Annotated in this window: 21 protein-coding genes; 11 read left to right on the forward strand and 10 right to left on the reverse strand. The window is 70.1% G+C overall.

What is annotated here, in order from left to right; genetic code table 11:
• The 3 genes from ACPYOG_RS13340 to ligD form a co-directional block, all read right to left on the reverse strand.
• On the reverse strand, positions 1–577 hold a 577-nt coding region (locus ACPYOG_RS13340; RefSeq protein WP_481294676.1), incomplete at its 3' end, for an FtsB family cell division protein.
• Between the two features lie 108 nt (positions 578–685).
• Positions 686–931, reverse strand: a complete 246-nt coding sequence (locus ACPYOG_RS13345; protein WP_481294677.1) for a hypothetical protein — start codon at positions 929–931, stop codon at positions 686–688.
• Between the two features lie 18 nt (positions 932–949).
• Positions 950–1,969, reverse strand: a complete 1,020-nt coding sequence (gene ligD / locus ACPYOG_RS13350; protein WP_481294678.1) for a non-homologous end-joining DNA ligase — start codon at positions 1,967–1,969, stop codon at positions 950–952.
• 153 nt (positions 1,970–2,122) lie between these two features.
• Between ligD and ACPYOG_RS13355 the strand changes: the two genes are divergently transcribed.
• Entirely contained in the window at positions 2,123–2,800 is a 678-nt protein-coding gene (locus tag ACPYOG_RS13355; protein ID WP_481294679.1) for an endonuclease/exonuclease/phosphatase family protein, read from the forward strand.
• Positions 2,801–3,009: 209 nt separating this feature from the next.
• Positions 3,010–4,482, forward strand: a complete 1,473-nt coding sequence (locus ACPYOG_RS13360) for a lipase maturation factor family protein (protein WP_481294680.1) — start codon at positions 3,010–3,012, stop codon at positions 4,480–4,482.
• Here the strand turns inward: ACPYOG_RS13360 and ACPYOG_RS13365 are convergent.
• Entirely contained in the window at positions 4,476–5,102 is a 627-nt protein-coding gene (locus ACPYOG_RS13365) for a hypothetical protein (protein ID WP_481294681.1), read from the reverse strand. The two genes, ACPYOG_RS13360 and ACPYOG_RS13365, sit on opposite strands and share 7 nt — an antisense overlap.
• Before the next feature lie 150 nt (positions 5,103–5,252).
• Here ACPYOG_RS13365 and ACPYOG_RS13370 point away from each other — a divergent pair, with 150 nt between their 5' ends.
• Positions 5,253–5,552, forward strand: coding sequence for a DUF1905 domain-containing protein (locus ACPYOG_RS13370; protein WP_090036121.1), 300 nt, complete (start codon positions 5,253–5,255; stop codon positions 5,550–5,552).
• Positions 5,553–5,555: 3 nt separating this feature from the next.
• On the opposite strand, the gene ACPYOG_RS13375 is transcribed toward ACPYOG_RS13370, so the two are convergent.
• Positions 5,556–6,245, reverse strand: coding sequence for a DUF1345 domain-containing protein (locus ACPYOG_RS13375; RefSeq protein WP_481294682.1), 690 nt, complete (start codon positions 6,243–6,245; stop codon positions 5,556–5,558).
• A gap of 137 nt (positions 6,246–6,382) precedes the next feature.
• Between ACPYOG_RS13375 and ACPYOG_RS13380 the strand changes: the two genes are divergently transcribed.
• Genes ACPYOG_RS13380 through ACPYOG_RS13390 form a run of 3 tightly spaced genes read left to right on the forward strand, consistent with a single transcriptional unit; the run spans position 6,383 to position 8,467 of the window.
• Positions 6,383–6,796: a (deoxy)nucleoside triphosphate pyrophosphohydrolase gene (locus tag ACPYOG_RS13380; protein ID WP_481294683.1), complete on the forward strand. Its 414-nt coding sequence runs from the start codon at positions 6,383–6,385 to the stop codon at positions 6,794–6,796.
• On the forward strand, positions 6,793–7,854 hold the full coding sequence (locus tag ACPYOG_RS13385; RefSeq protein WP_481294684.1) for a zinc-dependent alcohol dehydrogenase family protein: 1,062 nt from the start codon (positions 6,793–6,795) through the stop codon (positions 7,852–7,854). The genes ACPYOG_RS13380 and ACPYOG_RS13385 overlap by 4 nt, the downstream gene beginning before the upstream one ends.
• 4 nt (positions 7,855–7,858) lie before the next feature.
• The gene (locus ACPYOG_RS13390; RefSeq protein WP_481294685.1) at positions 7,859–8,467 is read left to right on the forward strand and encodes an HD domain-containing protein; all 609 of its coding nucleotides are present in this window, start codon (positions 7,859–7,861) and stop codon (positions 8,465–8,467) included.
• A gap of 6 nt (positions 8,468–8,473) precedes the next feature.
• Here the strand turns inward: ACPYOG_RS13390 and ACPYOG_RS13395 are convergent, their stop codons facing one another.
• The 4 genes from ACPYOG_RS13395 to ACPYOG_RS13410 all read right to left on the reverse strand — a co-directional run bounded on the left by ACPYOG_RS13395 (position 8,474) and on the right by ACPYOG_RS13410 (position 14,864).
• On the reverse strand, positions 8,474–10,963 hold the full coding sequence (locus ACPYOG_RS13395; protein WP_481294686.1) for a penicillin-binding protein: 2,490 nt from the start codon (positions 10,961–10,963) through the stop codon (positions 8,474–8,476).
• 214 nt (positions 10,964–11,177) lie between these two features.
• Positions 11,178–13,721 (reverse strand): ATP-dependent Clp protease ATP-binding subunit, encoded by a 2,544-nt coding sequence (locus ACPYOG_RS13400; protein WP_481294687.1) that lies wholly within the window; start codon positions 13,719–13,721, stop codon positions 11,178–11,180.
• Between the two features lie 89 nt (positions 13,722–13,810).
• Positions 13,811–14,629: an aldo/keto reductase gene (locus ACPYOG_RS13405; protein WP_481294688.1), complete on the reverse strand. Its 819-nt coding sequence runs from the start codon at positions 14,627–14,629 to the stop codon at positions 13,811–13,813.
• 82 nt (positions 14,630–14,711) lie between these two features.
• Entirely contained in the window at positions 14,712–14,864 is a 153-nt protein-coding gene (locus tag ACPYOG_RS13410) for a hypothetical protein (protein WP_481294689.1), read from the reverse strand.
• Between the two features lie 60 nt (positions 14,865–14,924).
• On the opposite strand from ACPYOG_RS13410, the gene ACPYOG_RS13415 reads away from it, so the two are divergent.
• The 5 genes from ACPYOG_RS13415 (at position 14,925) to ACPYOG_RS13435 (ending at position 19,024) form a co-directional block, all read left to right on the forward strand.
• Positions 14,925–15,638, forward strand: a complete 714-nt coding sequence (locus ACPYOG_RS13415; protein ID WP_481294690.1) for a histidine phosphatase family protein — start codon at positions 14,925–14,927, stop codon at positions 15,636–15,638.
• The gene (locus ACPYOG_RS13420) at positions 15,631–16,509 is read left to right on the forward strand and encodes an NAD(P)H-hydrate dehydratase (RefSeq protein WP_481294691.1); all 879 of its coding nucleotides are present in this window, start codon (positions 15,631–15,633) and stop codon (positions 16,507–16,509) included. The genes ACPYOG_RS13415 and ACPYOG_RS13420 overlap by 8 nt, the downstream gene beginning before the upstream one ends.
• 143 nt (positions 16,510–16,652) lie before the next feature.
• Complete coding sequence (locus ACPYOG_RS13425; RefSeq protein ID WP_481294692.1) at positions 16,653–17,102, forward strand: SHOCT domain-containing protein; 450 nt, start codon at positions 16,653–16,655, stop codon at positions 17,100–17,102.
• Positions 17,103–17,124: 22 nt separating this feature from the next.
• Positions 17,125–18,360, forward strand: a complete 1,236-nt coding sequence (locus tag ACPYOG_RS13430) for an AI-2E family transporter (protein WP_481294693.1) — start codon at positions 17,125–17,127, stop codon at positions 18,358–18,360.
• Positions 18,353–19,024, forward strand: coding sequence for a GAP family protein (locus ACPYOG_RS13435; RefSeq protein ID WP_481294694.1), 672 nt, complete (start codon positions 18,353–18,355; stop codon positions 19,022–19,024). The genes ACPYOG_RS13430 and ACPYOG_RS13435 overlap by 8 nt, the downstream gene beginning before the upstream one ends.
• 28 nt (positions 19,025–19,052) lie before the next feature.
• On the opposite strand, the gene ACPYOG_RS13440 is transcribed toward ACPYOG_RS13435, so the two are convergent.
• Complete coding sequence (locus ACPYOG_RS13440) at positions 19,053–20,147, reverse strand: ATP-binding protein (protein ID WP_481294695.1); 1,095 nt, start codon at positions 20,145–20,147, stop codon at positions 19,053–19,055.
• Between the last annotated feature and the right edge of the window lie 277 nt (positions 20,148–20,424).

Raw genomic sequence — 20,424 nt, forward strand, 5'->3', positions numbered from 1 at the left:
CCGTATCCGATGACGACATCGCCGTCGTGTCGCAGCAGCTCGGCCGCTCGGCGCGCAATGTCGTCGGCGTCGCCGCGGGAGTGGGGACGGGGGCGGGCGTGCCGCTCAGCTGCTGCGGTGTCGCATCCGTCAGTCCGGCTCCCATGATGGAGCCGAACAGCGACCCGACCCAATCCGTCTGGGTCTTCACCAGTTTGGATGTGACCGGTGTCGTGTCCTGCTTCGCGGCCGGCGGACGGTCGTCGATGACGAGGTAGCTGACCTCGCCCGGCATCACGTAGTACAGCCGGTCGCGCGCCTGGGCGCGGAGGTAGCTGGGGTCGTTCCAGCGGGCACGCTGGTCCTTGAGCGTGTTGACCTGCGCGGCCAGCTCGTTCACCTGATGCTGCTGGTCGGCGATCTGCTGGCGCTGCGCGAGGAAGGCCTGCACCGTGGGGGCGAGGATGAGGACCGCGAGCACGAGCACGCCCATCATCACCAGCGAGAACGCCGAGAAGTGCAGCTGCCGCAGCCACCTGCCGGTCTCGGTGGGACGGGACATGCGCACCGGGACGCGGCGCGTGCGCGGCTTCGGCATGGCCCCTCCCTCTTCGCATGCTCGGCGGTCCGGGGCCTGTCCGGCCCCCTCTCATCGTAGGCGATCGCCTCCGTCGCCCCCGTTGCGCTCAGGGGTGTCGGGATGCGCTCAGCCGCCGTTCAGGATGAACGCCAACCGCACGACGCCCAGCACGACGAAGGCTCCCCCGCCCACCGCGAAGATCGCGCCGAGAGTCCGCGCGTCCCGCGCGCGGAACCGTCGCCGCGCCTCCGCGTCGGCGAAGAAGGCGGCAGCCCGCCCCGGACGCAGGATCAGGAGCAGCCCGAGCAGCGCGAACAGCGCCGCCAGCACCACGAACAGCACCAGCGGCACCACGTCGGACCCCGCCGTCACGCCCATGGGAACGGACCGCTAGGCCTTCTTCGCCCGGCTCGGCTGCACGCGCGGCGGCTCCCCCGGCATCTTCGGGTAGTCGGGCGGGAACGGCAGCTCGCCCAGCCCGTTCGAGAGGTCGCGCTCCCACCACTCCAGCAGGGCGTCGACGGTACCGGGCTCGGAACCGAAGTCCTCCCACGGATCGCCGACCGTGCGCAGGCGATCCGGCATCGTCAGAACCGTGAAGTCCGCGGGGTCGACGTGCTCCAGCTCGTCCCAGGTGACCGGTGCGGAAACGGAGGCGTGAGGCAGCGGCCTCGGGCTGTATGCGCCGGCCATGGTCCGGTCGCGGTTCGCCTGGTTGAAGTCGACGAACACCCGCTCGCCGCGCTCCTCCTTCCACCAGGCCGTGGTGACGCGGTCGGGCATCCGCCGCTCGAGTTCCCGGGCTGCGGCGATGACCGCGTGGCGCACCTCGAGGAACTCGCGCGACGGTGTGATCGGCGCGAAGACGTGGAGGCCGCGGTTGCCGGAGGTCTTGATGTACGCGGTGAGCCCCGCATCCCGCAGCACCGCGCGCAGCTCGATCGCGGCAGGGACGGCGTCCGCGAACCCCGTGCCGGGCTGCGGGTCGAGGTCGATGCGCAGCTGGTCCGGATTGTCCGAGTCCTCCGCGCGCGAGGGCCACGGATGGAACACCACCGTGTTCATCTGGGCCGCCCACACTGCTGCCGCGGGCTCATCGATGACCAGCTGGGGATGCGACCGGGCGCTCGGGTAGACCACGTTCACGGAGCGCACGTACTCCGGGGTTCCGCGCGGCGGGTTCTTGGAGAAGAACTGCTCCCCGTCGATCCCGTCGGGGAATCGCTGCAGGGACACCGGCCGGTCGCCGTTCGCGCGCACGAAGGCGCCGCCCACCTCGACGAGGTACTTCGCGAGGTCCAGCTTCGTGATCCCCGGCTCGGGGAAGATGACCCGGTCAGGGCTGGAAATGCGCACCTCCCGGTCGCCGTGGGGCCCGGGGACCGTGAGCACAACCGCATCGCCTGCCATGCGTCGACACTATCGCCCGAACCACGGGTGACGGCGATGTGAATTCCTTGTGCGATGGCACGGGCCCGCTTGAACCGCGTCTCAAGTGCGACAGAATGACAGACGAGGGCCCGCATCCACGCCGGCCGCGTCGAGTGGTTCGAGAAGAGGTGCATGACCCTGAGGATCGTGAGCTACAACCTGCGCAAGCACGCGGCGAGCGGTGAGCTGACGGGGATCGCCGAGGCATACGACGTCGACGTCCTGTGCCTCCAGGAGTGCGACAGCGAAGCCCTCCCCGAACGACTGCACCACCTGGTGCTCGCCGACAGCACGCGCGCCAACCGGCTCGGCCTCGCCGTGTATGTGCGCGACGACCGCTACGAGATCCTCCACAGCCAGGTGTTCGCTGTGCAGAAGTCGCTGCACGACCGTGTGCTCGCCCCGGCGAACGAGCGCCTGCTCGCCGTCCACCTCCGCGACAGGGACAACGGCGAGGACATCCTCGTCGGCTCCTTCCACGCGGCCCCCCTGACGGCGCTCAACTCGCTGCGACGCAAGCAGATCGCCTCCGCCCACGACGGGATGCGCTCGCTCTCCCCCGACACGCCCGCGGTCATGGTCGGCGACTTCAACTATCCGTGGTTCATCCGCGGCCTCGAGCGGCACCTCACCACCTCCGGTTACGCGCTGAAGCGGACGACGGAGCCGACCTACCTGCGCTACAAGTTCTTCTCCGGCTACTTCGACTTCGTCACCTCGACCGGTTTCGAGATCCAGTCGGTGGATGTGCTGCCCGCCGGCGCGTCCGACCACCGCGCGATCCGGCTCGACGCCGAACTGGCGGCCTGACCCTCGCGACCGACTCTGCGGCGCACCGGGCCCACTGCGATTCGTGACGAATGTGCACCTGCAGCGCCGCCAAGCGACCATTCGTCACGAATGTGCACGTGCAGCGCCGCCAAGCGACCATTCGTCACGAATGTGCGCTGGGCGTCTCCGCTCGCCCGCGTCGGCGGCCGGGCGTACGGTGAACGCATTCCGACGACGAGGTGGTGTCGATGGAGTTTCCTGCGTGGCTCACGGGATGGCTGGCCGGCGACGAGTACACGATCGCCCGTGAGGTGATCGAGCGCGGCGTCGCCGCTCTCTACGTGGTCGCGTTCGTGTCGGCCGTGAACCAGTTCCCGGCCCTGCTCGGCGAGCACGGCCTCCTGCCGGTGCGACGGTTCCTGCGGCATCCCTACGCCCGGAAGCAGCCGACGCTGTTCCGGTGGCGCTACTCCGACCGGCTGCTGCGGACGGTGGCGTGGACCGGCGCCGTCCTCTCCGCGCTCGTCGTCGTCGGCGTTCTACAGCTGGCTCCCACGTACGCGTTCGTCCCGGTGTTCCTGATCGTGTGGTTCCTGTATCTGTCGATCGTCAACGTCGGGCAGACGTTCTACGGCTTCGGCTGGGAGAGCCTGCTCTGCGAGGCGGGATTCGTCGTCGCGTTCCTCGGCGCGTGGGACACCGCTCCCCCGATCACGATCGTCGTCTTCGTGCGCTGGCTGGTCTTCCGGCTGGAGTTCGGCGCCGGGATGATCAAGATGCGCGGCGACCGCGCCTGGCGCGACCTGACCGCCCTGTACTACCACCACGAGACCCAGCCGATGCCCAATCCGTTCAGCCGGACGGCGCACCTGCTGCCCAAGTGGTGGCACCGAGTGGAGGTGCTGGGCAACCATTTCGCGCAGCTGATCGTGCCGTGGTTCCTCTTCGTCCCCCAGCCGGTGGCGAGCGTCGCCGCGGGGATCATGATCCTCACCCAGCTCTGGCTGGTACTCACCGGGAACTTCGCGTGGCTGAACTGGATCACGATCGTGCTGGCCTTCGCCGGCATAAGCGACCCCGTCTTCTCGTGGCTGTTCGGCGGCGCGCACCTCGGTCCGATCGGAGCGACGCAGGTTCCGCTGTGGTTCGCCGTCGTCGCCGTCGCGGCGACCGTCTTCCTGCTGGTGCTGAGCTGGCGGCCGCTGCTGAACCTCTTCTCCCGGCGCCAGCTGATGAATGCCAGCTTCAACCGCTGGCACCTCGTCAACGCCTACGGAGCGTTCGGCAGTGTGACCAAGGAGCGCTACGAAGTCGTCGTGGAAGGCACAGCGGACGACGCCACCGACCCCGATGCGCGCTGGCAGGAGTACGGCTTCAAGGGCAAACCCGGTGACGTTGACCGCATCCCTCGCCAGTTCGCGCCGTACCACCTGCGCCTCGACTGGCTGATGTGGTTCCTCGCGCTCGGCTCGCGCGACTCCCCGTGGTTCGAGGTGTTCCTGCTGCGGCTGCTGGAGGCGGACCGGCCGACCCTGAAGCTGCTGCGGCGCGATCCCTTCGACGGTGCACCGCCACGGGCCGTGCGCGCCCGGATGTTCCTGTACCGCTTCAGCACGCACGCCGAGAAGCGCGAGAGCGGGGAGGTGTGGGTGCGTTCCGAGGTCGGCGATCTCGTGCCCGCGGTCAGCCTCCGCTCCTCCGGCGCGACCGGCGATCAGTAACCGGTCCGCTGCTCCTCGAGCCGCGCCAGGTCGCGCCGGATCAGCAGGTTCAGCCGTGCCGGCTTCTCGCGCTCGTAGTCCGCTTTCAGCGCCTCGGCACCGGAGAACGCATCCAGCCCGGCCTCGATCGCGCGGCCGACCTCATCCCAGGCGTCCTTCCGCCCGCGCTCCACGAGGACCGCGAGCTCGTCGTCGGAGTCGGCCCTCCTCCGCAGCGCCGCAGCGAGAGCGAGCGCCGCATCCCGCCGCAGCCGGAGGTTGTCCACATCCACCCGGCGGTAGTCGTGCGGGTGCATCGCGTCGCCGCCGAGCGTCTCGGCGGCGGCCACCTCCTCCTCGATGCGGCCGGCCGCGATGCCCTGCTCCGACGCCAGCTCGCGCAGCATCGCCGCCGCCTCCATGGCGTGGAGGGCGGGGTCGTAGGAGTTGCCGTACTGGATGGTGTCCACGACGATGTGGTTCTTGATCGCCATGCGGGTGGCGTAATCGGCCAGCAGCATCCCCTCGTCGACCGACTGCTCGAGGGTGGGCGCGACGGGCTCCGGCAAGGCGCCCTCGTCGAACGGACGCGTCCGCGTCGTCTTCTCGGCGCGTCTGCGGAACCATCTCGGCCAGCGCATGGGACTCCTCGAACCGGCGCCCGACCGGGCGCCCTCCCCTATTGTCCCTGATCGAGTGGCTCGTCCCCGATCGGATGCGCCGATCGGATGCGGCGATCGGATGCGGCGATCGGATTCGGCGATCGGCGCCGAGCCGGTAGCTTGGCGGACATGGCCGGTTACCGCTACGAATTCGAGACCGAACTCTTCCGCTGGGCCTCACGCCGCGAGCTGTGGGTGTTCGCCCGGCTCCCCCTGGACGTGTCCGAGGAGATCCGGCTGCAGCCGCATCCACCCGCCGGCTTCGACTCGGTGAAGGTGTCGGTGACGCTCGGAGGTTCGCGCTGGTCGACCTCGATCTTCCCGCAGGAGGACGGCCATTACGTCGTGCCGATCAAGTCCGCGGTGCGGCGCGCCGAGGGCGTAGAGCTCGGCGACCGCGTGCGAATCGGCGTGGAGACTCTGCTCTGACCGCTATTTGGCCGACGACATGATGGTGTTCAGTGCGAGCACGATGATCAAGCCGTTGAAGAAGAAGCTGAGCACGGAGTGCCAGACGACCGTCCACCGCATCCGGGTCGTCAGGACCTCGACGTCCGAGGCCGCGAACGTGGTGCCGACGGTGAAGGCGAAGTACACGAAGTCGACGAAGCCCGGCTCGGTGCGCGGCAGTGCGTCGACGCGGGGGAACCGCAGCATCGGTGCGGGTGCGGCGTAGTAGCGCTGGAAGTAGATCTGGGAGAAGCCCCAGTGGAGGAATCCCCAGGCCAGCAGCATCGACCAGACGCCGACGAGGTCGGTGACCGACCCGAGTTGCGGGTCGTTGTGGAGCGCCAGCACCTGCACGGCGGCCGCCAGCCCGATGAAGCTGGCGAGAATGGTCTCGGTCATCGATATCAGGCGGGCGATGCGACCGGTCTCCCACCGGGCCGGACGTCCGTCGGCGGTGGTGCGCTTCGAGACACGCCCGAGCACGATGAGCGCCACGATCAGGTAGACGGTGCCGATCGAGCACCAGAAGCCGAGCAGCGCGAGGGTCGAGGCGTCGTCTTCCGCGAAGACGAGCAGCCAGACGCCGACGACGATCATCCACAGCTGGGCGAGCAGGCTCGCGAACAGTCCCACGACGATCCACGGCCGTCGCGCCGACGAGGTCTGCCCCATACCCGGATGCTAGCGCCTGGATGCGCGCGAGCCGGGAGGCCGCGTGCGGGAGGGCGGATCCGGCAGCGTCGCGCGGGATTCGGATCCGGCAAGCCGGCGTCGCGGCACTGCACGGTCGTCAGGCACGGCAGGATGGGATGGTGCAGCCCGTCCTCGTCGTCGCCGCGGTCCTCCGCGAGGGAGGCGGCGGCCGCGTGCTCGCCTGCCGCCGCGCTCCCGGAAGGGATGCCGCCGGGCTCTGGGAGTTCCCGGGCGGGAAGGTCGAGCCGGACGAGTCCCCGGAAGCGGCCCTGTCACGGGAGATCGTGGAGGAGCTGGGCGTCCGCATCCAGGTCGGGGCGCTGCTCGACCGGACGGTCACTGTGCGCGGCGACGGCCGTGCGATCGAGCTGGCCTGCTACTACTGCCGCTTCGTCGGGCCCGTACCGACGAAGAGCACCGACCATGACGAGCTGCGGTGGGTCGCCCCGGCCCGGCTGGCCGAGCTGGAGTGGGCGGAGGCGGACCGGCCAGCAGTAGCGCTGCTGACGGCCCAGAAGGAGGACACGTGAAAGCCCTGTACTACGAGCGCTTCGGCGGCCCGGTCGAGGTCGCCGATCTCGCCGAACCCGCGCTTCCGGAGGGCGGCGCCGTCGTCCGGGTGGAGGCGTCCGGCCTCTGCCGCAGCGACTGGCACGCCTGGATGGGTCACGACGACTCCGTGCATCTTCCGCACGTTCCCGGGCATGAGTTCGCCGGCGTCGTCGAAGCGGTGGGGCGGGGCGTCACGCGGTGGCGGCCCGGCGATCGGGTGACGGCGCCCTTCGTCAACGGCTGCGGCGAGTGCGAATGGTGCCGGGCAGGCGCGGCGCAGGTGTGCCCGGATCAGACGCAGCCCGGCTTCACGCACTGGGGTTCGCACGCCGAGTTCGTCGCCGTGCGGGCGGCGGATACGAACCTCGTCCAGGTGCCGGACGGGCTGGATTCCGCTGCGGCCGCCGCTCTCGGCTGCCGGTTCGCGACGGCGTTCCGTGCGGTGACGGCGCGGGCGCGCATCCAGCCCGGCGAGTGGCTCGCCGTGTACGGCGCGGGCGGTGTCGGCCTCAGTGCGGTGATGATCGCTTCGGCCCTCGGCGCGCGGGTGGTCGCTGTGGAGCGCTCCCCCGCCGCCCTGGAGGCGGCGGCCCGAGCGGGCGCGGAGCACACCGTTCCGGCCGGCCCGGATGCTGTGCAGAGCGTCCAGGAGGCGACGGGCGGAGGCGCGCACGCCTCCATCGACGCGGTCGGGTCGCCGGAGACCGCGAACGCGGGCATCCGCTCGTTGCGGAGGCACGGCCGGCACGTGCAGGTCGGTCTGCTCCCCGCATCCACTCCGGATCTTCCGCTCGACCGCGTCATCGCGTGGGAGCTCGACGTGCTCGGCAGCCACGGCATGGCCGCCGCCGACTACCCGGCGATGCTCGACCTGGTCGCGTCCGGGCGGCTCCGCCCCCAGGACCTCGTCGGCCGCACGGTCGGCTTCCCCGAGGCGGCCCGGCTGCTGGAGACCGCGGATTCGGCCCCGCCGGTCGGCATCGCGGTACTCCGTCCGGCCGGGCACCTCACCGGCTCAACGGGCCTGGCAGGATGAGGACATGCGCGTCGCCGACTACCCCCGCCCGGACACCCTCGCCGCTCAGGCGGCCCTCGCGATCGCGACGGAGTACCACACGCCGTCGCTGCTGAACCACGTGCAGCGGTCGTGGCTCTGGGCCGAGGGCTTCCGCACCGCTCGCGGCCTCGGCGCCGACCGCGAGTTGCTCTACGTCTCAGCCCTCCTGCATGACCTCGGCATCGTCCCCGAGTTCGACAACCACACGCTGGCCTATGAGGATGCGGCAGGTCACGTCGCCATCGCACTGACCGCCGGGGCCGGCTGGCCAGCGGATCGGCGCATCCGCGCACACGAGGTCATCGTGCGGCACAACTGGCCCGAGGTCGATCCCGCGATGGATGCGGAGGGCCACCTGCTCGAGATCGCCACCGCGCTCGACATCTCCGGCGCACGGGCGGACGAGTTGCCGGTCGAGTTCCGCCGTGAGGTGCTCCAGGCGTACCCGCGCCTCGACCTGGCCACCGAGTTCGGTGCGTGCGTCGCCGACCAGGCGCAGCGGAAACCGAACACGTCGGCTCGGCGCCTGGTCGACGGCGGCGTCCAGCGGAAGCTCCGCGAGAATCCGCTGGAACGCCTCCTCGAAGGGTGAGCCCGCTCAGCCGTGACCGTGCGTGGGCTTCGGGGTGGGCCCCGGGGCCGGTCCCGTGTCCGTCGGTGAGGGCGTCGGGGTGGATCCGCCCGCGCCGCCCTGTCCGTTGCTCAGGCTGAGGGTCACCGACGCGCCTGCATCCACCGACTCTCCGGCGGCAGGGTCGCTCGCCGCGACGGTCCCAGCAGGCTGGTCGCTGTCGACCGGTGTGTCGTCGACCGTCACATCCAGCCCCAGACCCTCGAGCAGCTTCTGGGCATCGGCGGGTGCCTTGCCGGTCACGTCGGGCATGGTGAGCCGGCTGCCGTAAAGTACGGCGTCCGTCGGATCCGTGAAGTCATCGCCGCCGTACAGGGCATTGATCGCCTTGAGGATGGGCTTCGCGATCGAGAACTTCACGTTGCCGCCGCCGACGCCGTTGAAGTAGAGCGAACGGAGCGGAGTGGAACCGGACACGTTGCCCACCCAGGTGGCCGTGGCGACCTTCGTGGTGGACGTGATCAGCCAGTTCTCGAGGGAATCGTCCGTCGTCCCCGTCTTCGCCATGATCGGGATGCCGTCGTACGGGTTGGCGCTGGCCGCCGTCCCGCCGCCCCGGATGACACCCTTGAGGGCGTACGTCACGCCGGCCGCGATGTCCGGCTTCAGCCCCTGGGTGCAGGTGGTCTTGCTGACCTTGTGATCGGTGCCGTCCGCGTTCACGACGCGGTCGATGGCGATCGGGGTGCAGACGGTGCCGTTGTTCGCGATTCCCGCATACGCAGTGGCCATGGTCAGGGGCGAGATGTAGTTGACCCCGAGGATCATCGACGGCGACTGGACCCACGCGTTGCTCTTCGAGGCGGGATGCACGCCCAGGGCCTTCGCCGCGTTCACGATGGAGCAGAGGTCGACCTTGGTACCCATCTCCGCGAACGCCGTGTTCACCGACTGGGCGGTCGCCGACATCACCGAGAGCCTGCTCGCGGAACCCTCGTCGTTGGTCACCGGCCAGGCAGGACCGTCGATGTTCGCGCAGGTGTTGGTGAAGTCGGAGGTCGGGAAGAGGTGCTGGGAGGCGTTGACCGTCTCGTACAGGCTGTGCCCGGCCTCCAGCCACGCGGCCAGGTCGAACGCCTTGAACGTGGAGCCGGTCTGGAAGCCCTGCGACCCGCCGTAGTCCTCGTCCGTGTTGTAGTTCACCGCCGTCGAGCCGTCGATGGGAGTGTCGGTGTTGTTGAAGGTGCGGTTCTGCACCATCGTCACGATGCGTCCGGTGCCCAGCTCCAGCGCGACGTTCGAGGCGCCGAGGTCGATTCCGGGCCGCGACCCGGGGATGTACTTGCTCAGCGATGCCTGCGCCACCTGCTGCAGGTCGAGGTTCAGGGTGGTGTAGATCTTCAGGCCGCCGCGGTTCAGCGTCTGCCAGCGCTCGTCAGACGTCGCACCGTAGGCGGGATCCTGGAGGATGACATCCCGCACGTAGTCGCAGAAGAACGCGGCGTTGACCTGCTGCGCGGCCGCGCATCCCTGGGTCGTCGGGGTGATCGCGGGCTTGATGGGCGTGGCCTTCGCCGCATCCCGCTGCTGCTTCGTGATGTGATGCGTGATGTACATGCGGTCGAGCACGTAGTCACGGCGTTCCTTCGTCAGCTTGTAGCCGTTGGCGGCGCCGTTCTCCTTGTTGGTCGGCTGGTCGATGCGCAGGTTGGCCGGGTTGTTCAGGATTGCCGCGAGCGTGGCCGCCTGCGCCAGGTCGAGCTTCGTCGCGCTGGTCGCGAAGTAGTACTGGGCGGCCGCCTGCACCCCGTAGACCTGGCCGCCGAAGCCGACCACGTTCAGGTAGCCGGTCAGGATGTCCTTCTTGCTGTACGTCTTCTCGATCTCGACGGCGTAGCGCATCTCCTGCACCTTGCGCTGCAGGGTGACGCCCGCCGCATCCGTGTAGCAGGCCTGCACCTTCTTCTGGCTGGTCAGCGCCTCGCACTTCTCGACCTCGACGTTCTTGACGTACTGCTGGGTGATCGAGGAGCCGCCCTGCACGTTTCCGCCCGCCACCGTCGAGAGCGCGCCGCGGAGCGTACCCCAGATGTCCACGGCTCCCTCCGTGTAGAAGCGCGGGTCCTCGGCGGAGACCGTGGCATCCTTCATCGTCTGGGCGATCTGATCCCAGCTGACATCCTGCCGGTTCTGGGCGAAGAAGGTGGCGATCGGCACGTCCTGGCCGCCCTGCTTGGCGAAGACGGTCGAGTTCTGGGCGAACTGCTGGATGTGCAGGTTGGCGGGGAGCGCGTTGAAGTCGCTCACGCCGGCGGAGGCCGCGACCCCGGCTCCGACGAAGCCGGGCAGCAGGAACAGCGAGGTCAGCACCGCCGCCACGAGCGTCAGGCCGAGGAACTGCGCGATCAAGCCTCCACGGGTGCGTGCCGGCCTCAACTCGAAACGCTTGAGCGGCGCGATGCGCTCGTCGAGGGCGGCCAGGCGCGGCGGAAGGCGGGAATGATCGGAGGCGGACACGCTTCCAGGCAACCAGGGCTGCCTGGGTGAGTCCAGGGGGTCCCGTGTGGATCGTTATGGAGTCGTTCAGGATGCGGAGGCGCATCCACTGGTCCCAACACGCCGTATCGCGGATAGGTGAGACGGCGTGTTGGGACCAGCCGATTGCGCGCAACGACGCGACGGCGCCGGTCCTGAGAGCAGGACCGGCGCCGCGACGGCGGGACGCGAGCGGTTACGCGGCGACCGGGAGGGATGCGGGGGCCGCGGCGACGCGCAGGTCGCCGGAGGCCGCATCCACGGTCACCCGACCGCCCTCGGCCAGCTCGCCGCTGACCATCAGCTCGGCGATGCGGTCGTCCACCTCGCGCTGGATCACGCGACGCAGGGGCCGGGCGCCGTACTCGGGCTCGTAACCGGTGTCCGCGATCCAGGCGACCGCCGCATCCGTCGCCTCGAAGGCGATGTCGCGGGCGGACAGGCGGGCTGCCGTGGCGTCCAGCAGCAGGCGCACGATGTCGCGCAGCTGCTCGGCGTCGAGCTTCCGGAACAGCACGATCTCGTCGATGCGGTTCAGGAACTCCGGACGCATGGCCTCGCGGAGCTTGCCCATGACGCGGTCGCGCACGTCTTTCTCCGAGGCGAAGCCGTCCGAGCCCACCGGCACGAAGCCGAGGGCGCCGCTGCGCGAAGCCAGGAACTCCGAGCCCAGGTTGGAGGTCATGATGACGACCGTGTTGCGGAAGTCGACCGTCCGGCCCTGGCCGTCGGTGAGGTGCCCGTCGTCCAGCACCTGCAGCAACAGGTTGAACACGTCCGGGTGCGCCTTCTCGATCTCGTCGAACAGGATCACCGAGTACGGGTTGCGGCGCACGCGCTCGGTCAGCTGACCGGCCTCGTCGTAGCCGACGTATCCGGGAGGGGCTCCGACCAGGCGGGCGACGGTGTGGCGCTCGCCGAACTCGCTCATGTCGAAGCGCAGCATGGCCTTCTCCGAACCGAAGAGGGATGCGGCGAGCGACTTCGCGAGCTCCGTCTTGCCCACGCCCGTCGGCCCGAGGAAGAGGAAGCTGCCGACCGGCCGGCGCTCGTCGCCGAGGCCTGTGCGGTTGCGGCGCACGGCCTTCGCGACGGCGGCGACCGCGTCGTCCTGCCCGATGACGCGCTCGTGCAGCTCGGACTCCAGCCGGGCCAGCCGCTCACGGTCGGCCTGACCGATGCGCGACACCGGGATGCCCGTCGCGCGCGACACGATCGCGGCGATCTCGGGCTCGCCGACCACGGCATCCACTCGGGGTGCCGTCGTCAGCTCGTCGAGCGAACGCTGGACGGCTTCGATCTCGTCGCGCAGCCGCGACGCCTCCTCGTAGTGCTCGGACGCGACGGCCCCGTTCTTCTCGGACTCGAGGGTGGCCAGCCGCTCCATCAGAGCAGACGAGTCCACCTTCTTGCCGAGCGACAGGCGCAGGCGGGCGCCGGCCTGGTCGATCAGGTCGATGGCCTTGTCCGGAAGGAACCGGTCGGAGATGTAGCGGTCCGAGAGCTCCACCGCGGCGCGGATCGCGTTCTCGGTGTAGCGCACGCCGTGGTGATCCTCGTACGCGGGACGCAGCCCGTCCAGGATGAGCACGGCGTCCTCGACGGAGGGCTCGCCGACGGTCACCGGCTGGAAGCGGCGCTCGAGCGCCGGGTCCTTCTCGATGCGGCGGTACTCCTTCAAGGTCGTGGCCCCCACCAGGTGCAGGTCGCCGCGGGCGAGGCGGGGCTTCAGGATGTTGCCCGCGTCCATGCCGCCGGACTCGCCGGACCCTCCGGCGCCGACCACGGTGTGCAGCTCGTCGACGAAGACGATCAGCTCGTCCTTGCCTGCGCTGATCTCATCCATCAGCTTCGTGAGCCGCTCCTCGAAGTCGCCGCGGTACCGGGTGCCGGCGACCATCCCGGCGAGGTCGAGCGAGACGACCTTCTTGTCCTGCAGCTGCTCGGGCACGTCGCCGGCCACGATCGCGCGGGCGAGGCCCTCCACGATCGCAGTCTTGCCGACACCCGCCTCGCCGACCAGCACCGGGTTGTTCTTGGTGCGGCGGGAGAGGATCTCGACCGTCTGGTCGATCTCGTCCAGGCGGCCGATGACCGGGTCGAGGCTCCCGTCACGGGCGAGCGCGGTCAGATCGGTGCCGAACTGGTCGAGCATGGGCGTCTGCGAACCGGATGCGGCGGAGGGCTCCTCCGGCCGCCCTGCGCCGACCGGCGCGCTCTCCCGCATCGCCTCGGTCAGCGCCTCCGGCGTCACGCCGGCGGACTGCAGCACGCGGCCGGCCGGGGCGTCCCGGCCGATCACGAGCGCGAAGAACAGGTGCTCGGGGTCGATGTAGGTGGATCCGGAGGCCTGGGCCACCTGGTACGCGTGGAACAGCGCACGCTGCAGCGAAGCGGTGATGGAGGCGCCGTCTGCGTGGATCTCGTCACCCTGGGCGGGCAGGCGCGACTCGGCGGCCTGCGCGACCCGCTCGGGGTCGACGCCGATGCGGCGCATGGCGTCGGCGGCGGGCTCCTCCGCGGCCATCACCCGCAGGACGTGGAGCGCGTCGAGCTCGCTGTGGCCGTGCTCCAGCGCGAAGCGCCCGGCTTCCGCGAGCAGCTCCTGGGTGCGCCGGCTGAGGAACCGGCTGATGTCGATGGAACGCGCGTTACGCGCGCGCTCGCCCGCGAGATAGCGCGCGAGGAACTCGTCGAACGAGTTGGCGCTGTCACCGTCGGGAGTGAAGTTGTCAGGCACGTGATCTCCTGTTTCTCAAAGTTGAGCCGTATGCACTCAACTTCAACACTGGAGGGCCGTGCGTATTCCCGCTGCCGTGAGTCTCCCGACTACTTCCCGGTGTCGAGCGCATCCAGAGCCGCGACATCCTCGGCCGACAGCTCGAAGTCGACGTCGGCGTTCTCCCGGATGCGGCCAGGGGTGGTGGACTTCGGCAGCGGCAGGATGTCCTTCTCCAGCAGGTAGCGGATGCTCACCTGCGCGACCGACCTGCCATACTTCTCGGCGATCCCGGCGATGTCGCGGTTGCCGAGCAGGCGCCCGGTCGCGAGAGGCGAGTAGCCCTCCACGAGGATGTCGCGCTCCCCGCAGAAGGCGGTCGTCTCCCGCTGGGTGTTCCCGACGAACCAGCGGATCTGGTTCGCGTGCGGCACCACTTCCGCGGCGCCCAGCAGCGACTCCAGATCGGCCACGTCGAAGTTGCTGACGCCGATCGAACGGGTGCGTCCCTCCTCGTACAGCTCCTCGAAGACCTTCCAGACCTCGATGTTGCCTGCGCGGTGATCGCTTCCGATCGCGGTCCACGGCCACGGAGCGTGGATGAGGTACAGATCGATCGGCCCGAGGTCGAGCAGCGCGGTGGACCGCTCGAAGGCGTGGCGGGCGCCGTCCTCGTCCTTCACCTCGGCCGGGCACTTCGTGGTGATGAAGATGTCCTCCCGCGGGATACCGCTGTCGCGGACCGCACGCCCGACGCTCGCCTCGTTGCCGTAGGCGCGCGCCGTGTCGATATGGCGGTAGCCGGCATCCAGCGCCGTGCGAACCGAGTCGTACGTCTGCGAGCCCTCCGGGATCTGCCAGGTGCCGAATCCGATCTTCGGGATGGCGACGCCGTTGGAGAGCGTGAAGGTGTCGGTCAGTGCGGGCATGGGCTGGTCCTCTCGTCGGGATGCGGCGCCGAACATCGTAGCCCCGCGCGCCTCGCGTCCGCAGTGCACCCGACCCGGCGCCTTACGCCGCGTCCCTCCCATGCGGATCGGACGCGTTCAGCACAGTCACGACGTGGTCGCAGTCGCCGCGCGCCTCGCCGTAACGGAGGAACTTCACGCGCTCGACCTGCAGCGAAGCGGCCGAGAAGCTGGCCCTGCTCGCCGTTCTCGGCACCCAATCCTTCGGCGAGGGGACCGGCTCCGCGGCCCGGGACGCGAGCGTACAGTCCTGAGCATGACCGCTCGCACCCTGCTTCTGATCCGTCACGGCGAGAGCACGGCGAACGTCGCAGCGGCCGCCGCGGAGGCGGCCAACGTCGACGTGATCCCCGTCGAAGCCCGGGATGCGGACGTCACGCTCTCGTCGCTGGGCGAGCTGCAGGCCGGTGCGCTGGGCGCCCGCCTGCGGGATGTCCTCCCGCGGGACTCCGCCGTGTACAGCTCGCCGTACCGCCGGGCCGTTCAGACCGCGCAGCTCGCGCTCGGCGCGGACGTGATCCTTCGGATCGACGAGCGCCTGCGCGACCGCGAGCTCGGGATCCTCGACCGGCTGACGGCCGTCGGGGTGGAGCGCAGGCTGCCGCTGGAGGCCGAACGGCGGCGGTGGACAGGCAAGTTCTACTACCGGCCGCCGGGCGGCGAGGCCTGGACGGACGTGGCGCTGCGCCTCCGGTCCTTCCTGCGCGATGTGCCGGGCGATCCGGACGCGACCGTCGTCGTCTTCGCGCACGATGCCGTGGTGAGCCTCTTCCTCTATGTGATGCTGCGGATGACGGAGGCGCAGCTCGCCGAGCACCTGCTGACGCATCCGATCGCGAACGCGTCGATCACGGAGCTGCGATTCGACGGACGCGACTGGAGCCTCCAGGCGTTCGCCGACGACGCGCACCTCGCCGCAGCCGGGCTCCCGGCGACCGAGCACCCTGGGGAGGCGCGAGCGGATGCGTGAACGGCCGCGCGACGCGCACCCCGTTGCTGAGCGGGTGACGCCGGAGCTGCTGCGCGGATGGCCGCTCCCGGAGCCCGCCGGCACCAAGAAGACGCGGGGGGAGGTCGTGGTGGTCGGCGGTGCGCTCCGCTCCCCCGGCGCGGCTCTGCTCGCCGGCCGGGCGGCGCTGCGCGTGGGCGCCGGACGCCTGACGCTCGCCGTGAGTGCGTCCGTGGCGGCGCAGGTGGCGGTCGCGCTGCCGGAGTCCGGCGTGGTGCCGCTGTCCATGACCTCCACCGGAAGCGTCCGCGGCGCCGGGATCCGCGAGGCATCCCGGGACCTGGCCGGCGCGGATGCGGTGCTCATCGGCCCGGGGCTGGACGACGCCACCGAGACGGCGCGGCTGCTTCCGCGAGCGGCACGAGCGATCGGTCGCGACACGGTCCTCGTCCTCGACGCCTTCGCGCTGGGGGCTCTCGCCGGGCACCCGCGGCTCGCGGGCGACGGCCCGCGCATCCTCACCCCGAACCTCGAGGAGGCGAGACGGCTGCTCGGGCGTGAGCTGGACGACCTCGGGGCGGACACCGTGGAGCTCGCGCACCGGTATCGCGCCGTCGTCTCCTGCTTCGGTCGCGTGGCCTCCCCCGACGGACGCCTGCTGGCGGATCGCGACGGCGACGCGGGCCTCGGCACCTCCGGGAGCGGCGACGCCCTCGCCGGGGCGATCACCGGTCTTGCCGCCCGAGGCGCGGAACCGCTACAGGCCGCCGTCTGGGGAACGTATCTCCACACCGCCGCGGGCGACGCGCTGAGCGAGCGCCTCGGCCGCGTGGGGTTCCTCGCGTCCGAGATCGTCGACGGCCTCACCGCGGAGCTCGACGCCCTGTCCTGATCCGCTGTCCAGCGGTCGGGCGGTCGGGCGGTCGGGCCGTTCGAATCGGTCGCTCCGGTGTCTAGCCGCGCGCAGACCGGCGGGTCTAATCTCAGCGCACGTCGAGGCTCGTCGAGCCGGGAGTCGAGAGAGGAAATCCGACCATGGACTGGAACTTCTGGACCGTCATCTGGCTCTTCTTCTGGAGCTTCGCCTTCGTGGCCTATCTGTTCGCCCTGTTCTCGATCATCAGCGACCTGTTCCGTGACCGCGGGCTCAACGGATGGTGGAAGGCCCTCTGGATCCTCTTCCTGATCTTCGTGCCGTTCCTCACCGCGCTGGTGTACCTGATCGCCCGCGGACCCGGAATGGCGGAGCGCAGCCAGAGGGAATCGCGGCGCGCGCAGAGCGCGACCGACGACTACATCCGTCAGGTCGCCGCGGCGAGCCCCGCCGACGAGATCGCCAAAGCGAAGGCGCTCCTGGATGCCGGGGCCATCACACCCGAAGAGTTCGCCCAGCTGAAGGCGCGCGCGCTCTCCGGCTACACCGCACCTGCAGGCCGGTACGCCGCCGGCTCGTCGACGCCGCCGCCGGCAGCGCCGACGGCGTGAACGCATCGGTCCGGCGATCGTCGTGACCGGCGCGACGCCGAGCGCGACGGAGCAGCCCGCTCCTCGACCGGGGCTGCTCCGCCGCCTGCTCGGCGGCAGAAGGTCTCGCCGGGCGGAGCCCTCCGCTCCGGCCGGCCCCGATGCGGAGCAGTCCGCGGGCGCCCTGGGACGCGGCGTACGCATCCTGCTCGGGCTCGCCGCTGCCGTGGTGGTCTCCTTCGGGATGGCGGCGATCGGAAACATCCTCGCCCCGACCCTCCTGGCCCTGGTGCTCACGATCTGCGCCCAGCCGGTACGGGTGTGGCTCGAACGGCACGGCACGTCGCAGGGACTGGCGACCGGAGCCGTCGGCCTCACCCTGTTCGCGCTGCTGGCCGGTTTCATCGCGATCCTGTGGATCGCAACGGCCCAGTTCATCGGGATGCTGCCCGACTACAGGCCCCAGCTCGAGCAGGCGGGCGCGCAGTTCGCCTCCTGGCTGCAGAGCATCGGCGTGGGGCCGGACCAGGTCGCTCAGATCAAGGCCGGGTTCGATCCGGCCGGTTTCCTGTCGTTCTTCTCGGGCGTGCTGGGGAACGCGCTCGGGATCGTCGGGCTGCTGGTCATCGTGCTGACCATGCTCATCCTGATGCCTGCGGACGCGGCGTACACACCCACCCTGCTCCGGCAGCTGGAGCCGACGCAGCCCAACCTGGTGTTCGCGATCAGCGGTTTCGCGCACTCCGTCCGCCGTTACATGGTCGTCACGACGCTGCTGGGGATCGCGCAGGGCATCATCAACGGCATCGCGCTGTGGCTGCTCGGCGTCCCGGCCGCGCTCCTGTGGGCGATCCTGGCGTTCCTGTGCAGCTTCATCCCGAACGTCGGCTACTTCATCGCGCTGGTGCCTCCGCTCGTCTTCGGCTATCTGACCGGCGGCTGGGGCACGGTGATCGGCGTGATCATCGTGTACGGAGTCATCAACGCAGTCGTCCAGTCGGTGGTCCAGCCGAAAGTGGTCGGAAACGCGGTCGCCCTCAGCCAGACGCTGACCTTCTTCTCGGTCCTGTTCTGGGCGGTCGTGCTCGGGCCGATCGGCGCGATCCTGGCCATCCCCCTCACGCTGCTGGCCCGGGCGGTGCTCGTCGACTCCGATCCGCACGCGCGACGGTGGCGACCGGCGATCGGCGACCTCGCCGTCACACGCGAACTGATGAGAAACGAGTCGGATGCGCGCCGCAGCGAACGGCAGCGCACGAAGGGAGGACGAAATGGGTAACGCGATCGGACAGATTCTGCCGCTGGCCCTCGGAATCGCGATCAGCCCGATCCCGATCATCGCGGCCATCCTGATGCTGCTGTCGCCCAAGGCCAGGAGCTCGAGCGTCGGCTTCCTGATCGGCTGGCTTCTGGGCATCATCGTGGCCGTCGTCGTCTTCGCACTGCTGTCGTCGCTCATCCCGGAGAAGGACCCGAACGCGAGCCAACCGATCACCGGGACCATCGAGCTGGTGCTCGGCCTCCTCCTGCTCCTCCTGGCGCTCCGTCAGTGGCGCTCCCGGCCACGGGGCGGTACCCAACCCGCACTACCAGCGTGGATGGGCGCCATCGACTCGATGACGGCCGTCCGCGCGCTGGTGCTCGGCTTCCTGCTCGCCGCGGTCAATCCGAAGAACCTGCTTCTCGCGATCGCCGCGGGGGCCGTGATCTCATCGGCCGGACTCGATTTCGGCGCGGCGGCGGGAGTGGTCGCGATCTACACCGTCATCGCCGCTCTCTCGGTCGGCGTCCCGATCGTCGCGTATCTCGTCGCCGCCAAACAGATGCGCACGCCGCTCGGCGCCCTGCGCGAGTGGCTCGTCCACAACAACGCGACCGTCATGGCCGTGATGCTGCTCATCTTCGGGGTGGAGCTCATCGGAAAAGGAATCGGCAGCTTCTAGGGACGGGAGCCCCGACGTTCGTGACGGATCACCGCTGGGCCTTCGCGGTGGCCACCGCCAGGTCGCTTCCGCCCTCCACGGTGAGCCGCCGGCCCATGCGGACCAGCTGCGGTTCCTCGGTGAACGCGCCGGCGAACAGTGCCTCGCCTTTGCGGAAACCCGGAGACTGCTCCAGCAGGTGGCGCGGGACGAAGCCGAACACCTCCGCCAGCTCGGCCAGGTCGCGCGGCGAGTTCATCCGCATTAGCCCGAGGTTGTCGCACTGCGAGAGCACGTTCGGGTGGATCTTCGTCGGCCGCTGGGTCGACAGGAACAGCCACAGCCCGAACTTGCGCCCCTCGGCGGCGATCTGGATGAGCAGCTCCGTCAGCTTCGCCTCCACGCTCGAGCGGGGCGCGGGCGGGCAGAAGTTGTGCGCCTCGTCGATGACGATGAGCAGCGGCCGGCGCTCCATCCGGCGCTCCCAGAGGTGCTCGAGGACGCCGAGCGCCGCGGCCTGCGGCTCGCCCGGATGCGAGAACCCGCCGACATCGAGGACGATCGACCGGGGTCGCTCGTCGAGAGCATCCGTGGCGGAGGCCGCACCCATCGCCCACAGCGGCCAGTCGAGGATCTGCAGGTTGTCGATCCGCAGGCCCAACCGACGCTGCGCCGGATCGTCGGAGCCCACCAGAGCCGCAAGGAACCGATCCCGCTCGAAGCCGTCCGGACCCAGACGAAGGTGCAGCAGGGCGTTGTACTCCTCGCTGTCTTCGATCGGGTCGAGCCGGCCGACGGCCGCCTTCGAACTCACGCTCAGGTCGACGAACCGGATGTGGAGCTGCGGCTGACGAACGGTGCTCGAATGGAGCACCCGGATGTCGAGGTCCGCCCAGCGCGCGGCCTCCCCGGCGCCGACCTCGTCGCGCGTGCTGCCCAGCTCCGCGAAGTCGGCGTTCGGGTCGAGCACGGCGACCGGCAGCTCCGTGTGCAGCAGCAGCTGCTCCAGGACCACCCCGAGCGCGTAGGTCTTGCCCGACCCGCTCTGACCGCACCAGAACGTGTGCCGGTTCAGGCGCGAGCCGTCGATGACGGCGGGCCGTTCCGGCCCCTCCACCGTGGTGCCGACCGTCAGCGGGATCATCGCGTCTCTCCTCCCCATCCGGCCACCTGTGTCCGACCTGTGCGGCCGATGCTAGCGCTGCGCATCCCCTCGCGGACAGGTGCAGATCCGCACCGTCTCCGCCGTCCACGACTCCCGCCCCACCGTCGAGTCCACGAAGATTGCACGCGACACGCCCTGTCTCTTATACACATCTCCGAGCCCACGAGACACTCGCTAATCTGGGGGGGGGGGTTTGTGGTGGGGGGGGGGGGGGGGGGGGGGGGGGGGGGGGGGGGGGGGGGGGGGGGGGGGGGGG

It is taken from the genome of Leifsonia sp. HAY1-4F, assembly GCF_056755275.1.

What these genes read in the sequence shown, in the direction of transcription:
- ACPYOG_RS13375 (WP_481294682.1), bottom strand. Translation starts at nt 6,245, where the DNA reads ATGGGGCAGACCTCGTCGGCGCGACGGCCGTGGATCGTCGTGGGACTG.
- ACPYOG_RS13405 (WP_481294688.1), bottom strand. Translation starts at nt 14,629, where the DNA reads ATGCCCGCACTGACCGACACCTTCACGCTCTCCAACGGCGTCGCCATC.
- ACPYOG_RS13440 (WP_481294695.1), bottom strand. Translation starts at nt 20,147, where the DNA reads ATGATCCCGCTGACGGTCGGCACCACGGTGGAGGGGCCGGAACGGCCC.
- ACPYOG_RS13420 (WP_481294691.1), top strand. Translation starts at nt 15,631, where the DNA reads ATGCGTGAACGGCCGCGCGACGCGCACCCCGTTGCTGAGCGGGTGACG.
- ACPYOG_RS13425 (WP_481294692.1), top strand. Translation starts at nt 16,653, where the DNA reads ATGGACTGGAACTTCTGGACCGTCATCTGGCTCTTCTTCTGGAGCTTC.
- ACPYOG_RS13365 (WP_481294681.1), bottom strand. Translation starts at nt 5,102, where the DNA reads ATGCGCTGGCCGAGATGGTTCCGCAGACGCGCCGAGAAGACGACGCGG.
- ACPYOG_RS13355 (WP_481294679.1), top strand. Translation starts at nt 2,123, where the DNA reads ATGACCCTGAGGATCGTGAGCTACAACCTGCGCAAGCACGCGGCGAGC.
- ligD (WP_481294678.1), bottom strand. Translation starts at nt 1,969, where the DNA reads ATGGCAGGCGATGCGGTTGTGCTCACGGTCCCCGGGCCCCACGGCGAC.
- ACPYOG_RS13360 (WP_481294680.1), top strand. Translation starts at nt 3,010, where the DNA reads ATGGAGTTTCCTGCGTGGCTCACGGGATGGCTGGCCGGCGACGAGTAC.
- ACPYOG_RS13370 (WP_090036121.1), top strand. Translation starts at nt 5,253, where the DNA reads ATGGCCGGTTACCGCTACGAATTCGAGACCGAACTCTTCCGCTGGGCC.
- ACPYOG_RS13380 (WP_481294683.1), top strand. Translation starts at nt 6,383, where the DNA reads ATGGTGCAGCCCGTCCTCGTCGTCGCCGCGGTCCTCCGCGAGGGAGGC.
- ACPYOG_RS13435 (WP_481294694.1), top strand. Translation starts at nt 18,353, where the DNA reads ATGGGTAACGCGATCGGACAGATTCTGCCGCTGGCCCTCGGAATCGCG.
- ACPYOG_RS13415 (WP_481294690.1), top strand. Translation starts at nt 14,925, where the DNA reads ATGACCGCTCGCACCCTGCTTCTGATCCGTCACGGCGAGAGCACGGCG.
- ACPYOG_RS13390 (WP_481294685.1), top strand. Translation starts at nt 7,859, where the DNA reads ATGCGCGTCGCCGACTACCCCCGCCCGGACACCCTCGCCGCTCAGGCG.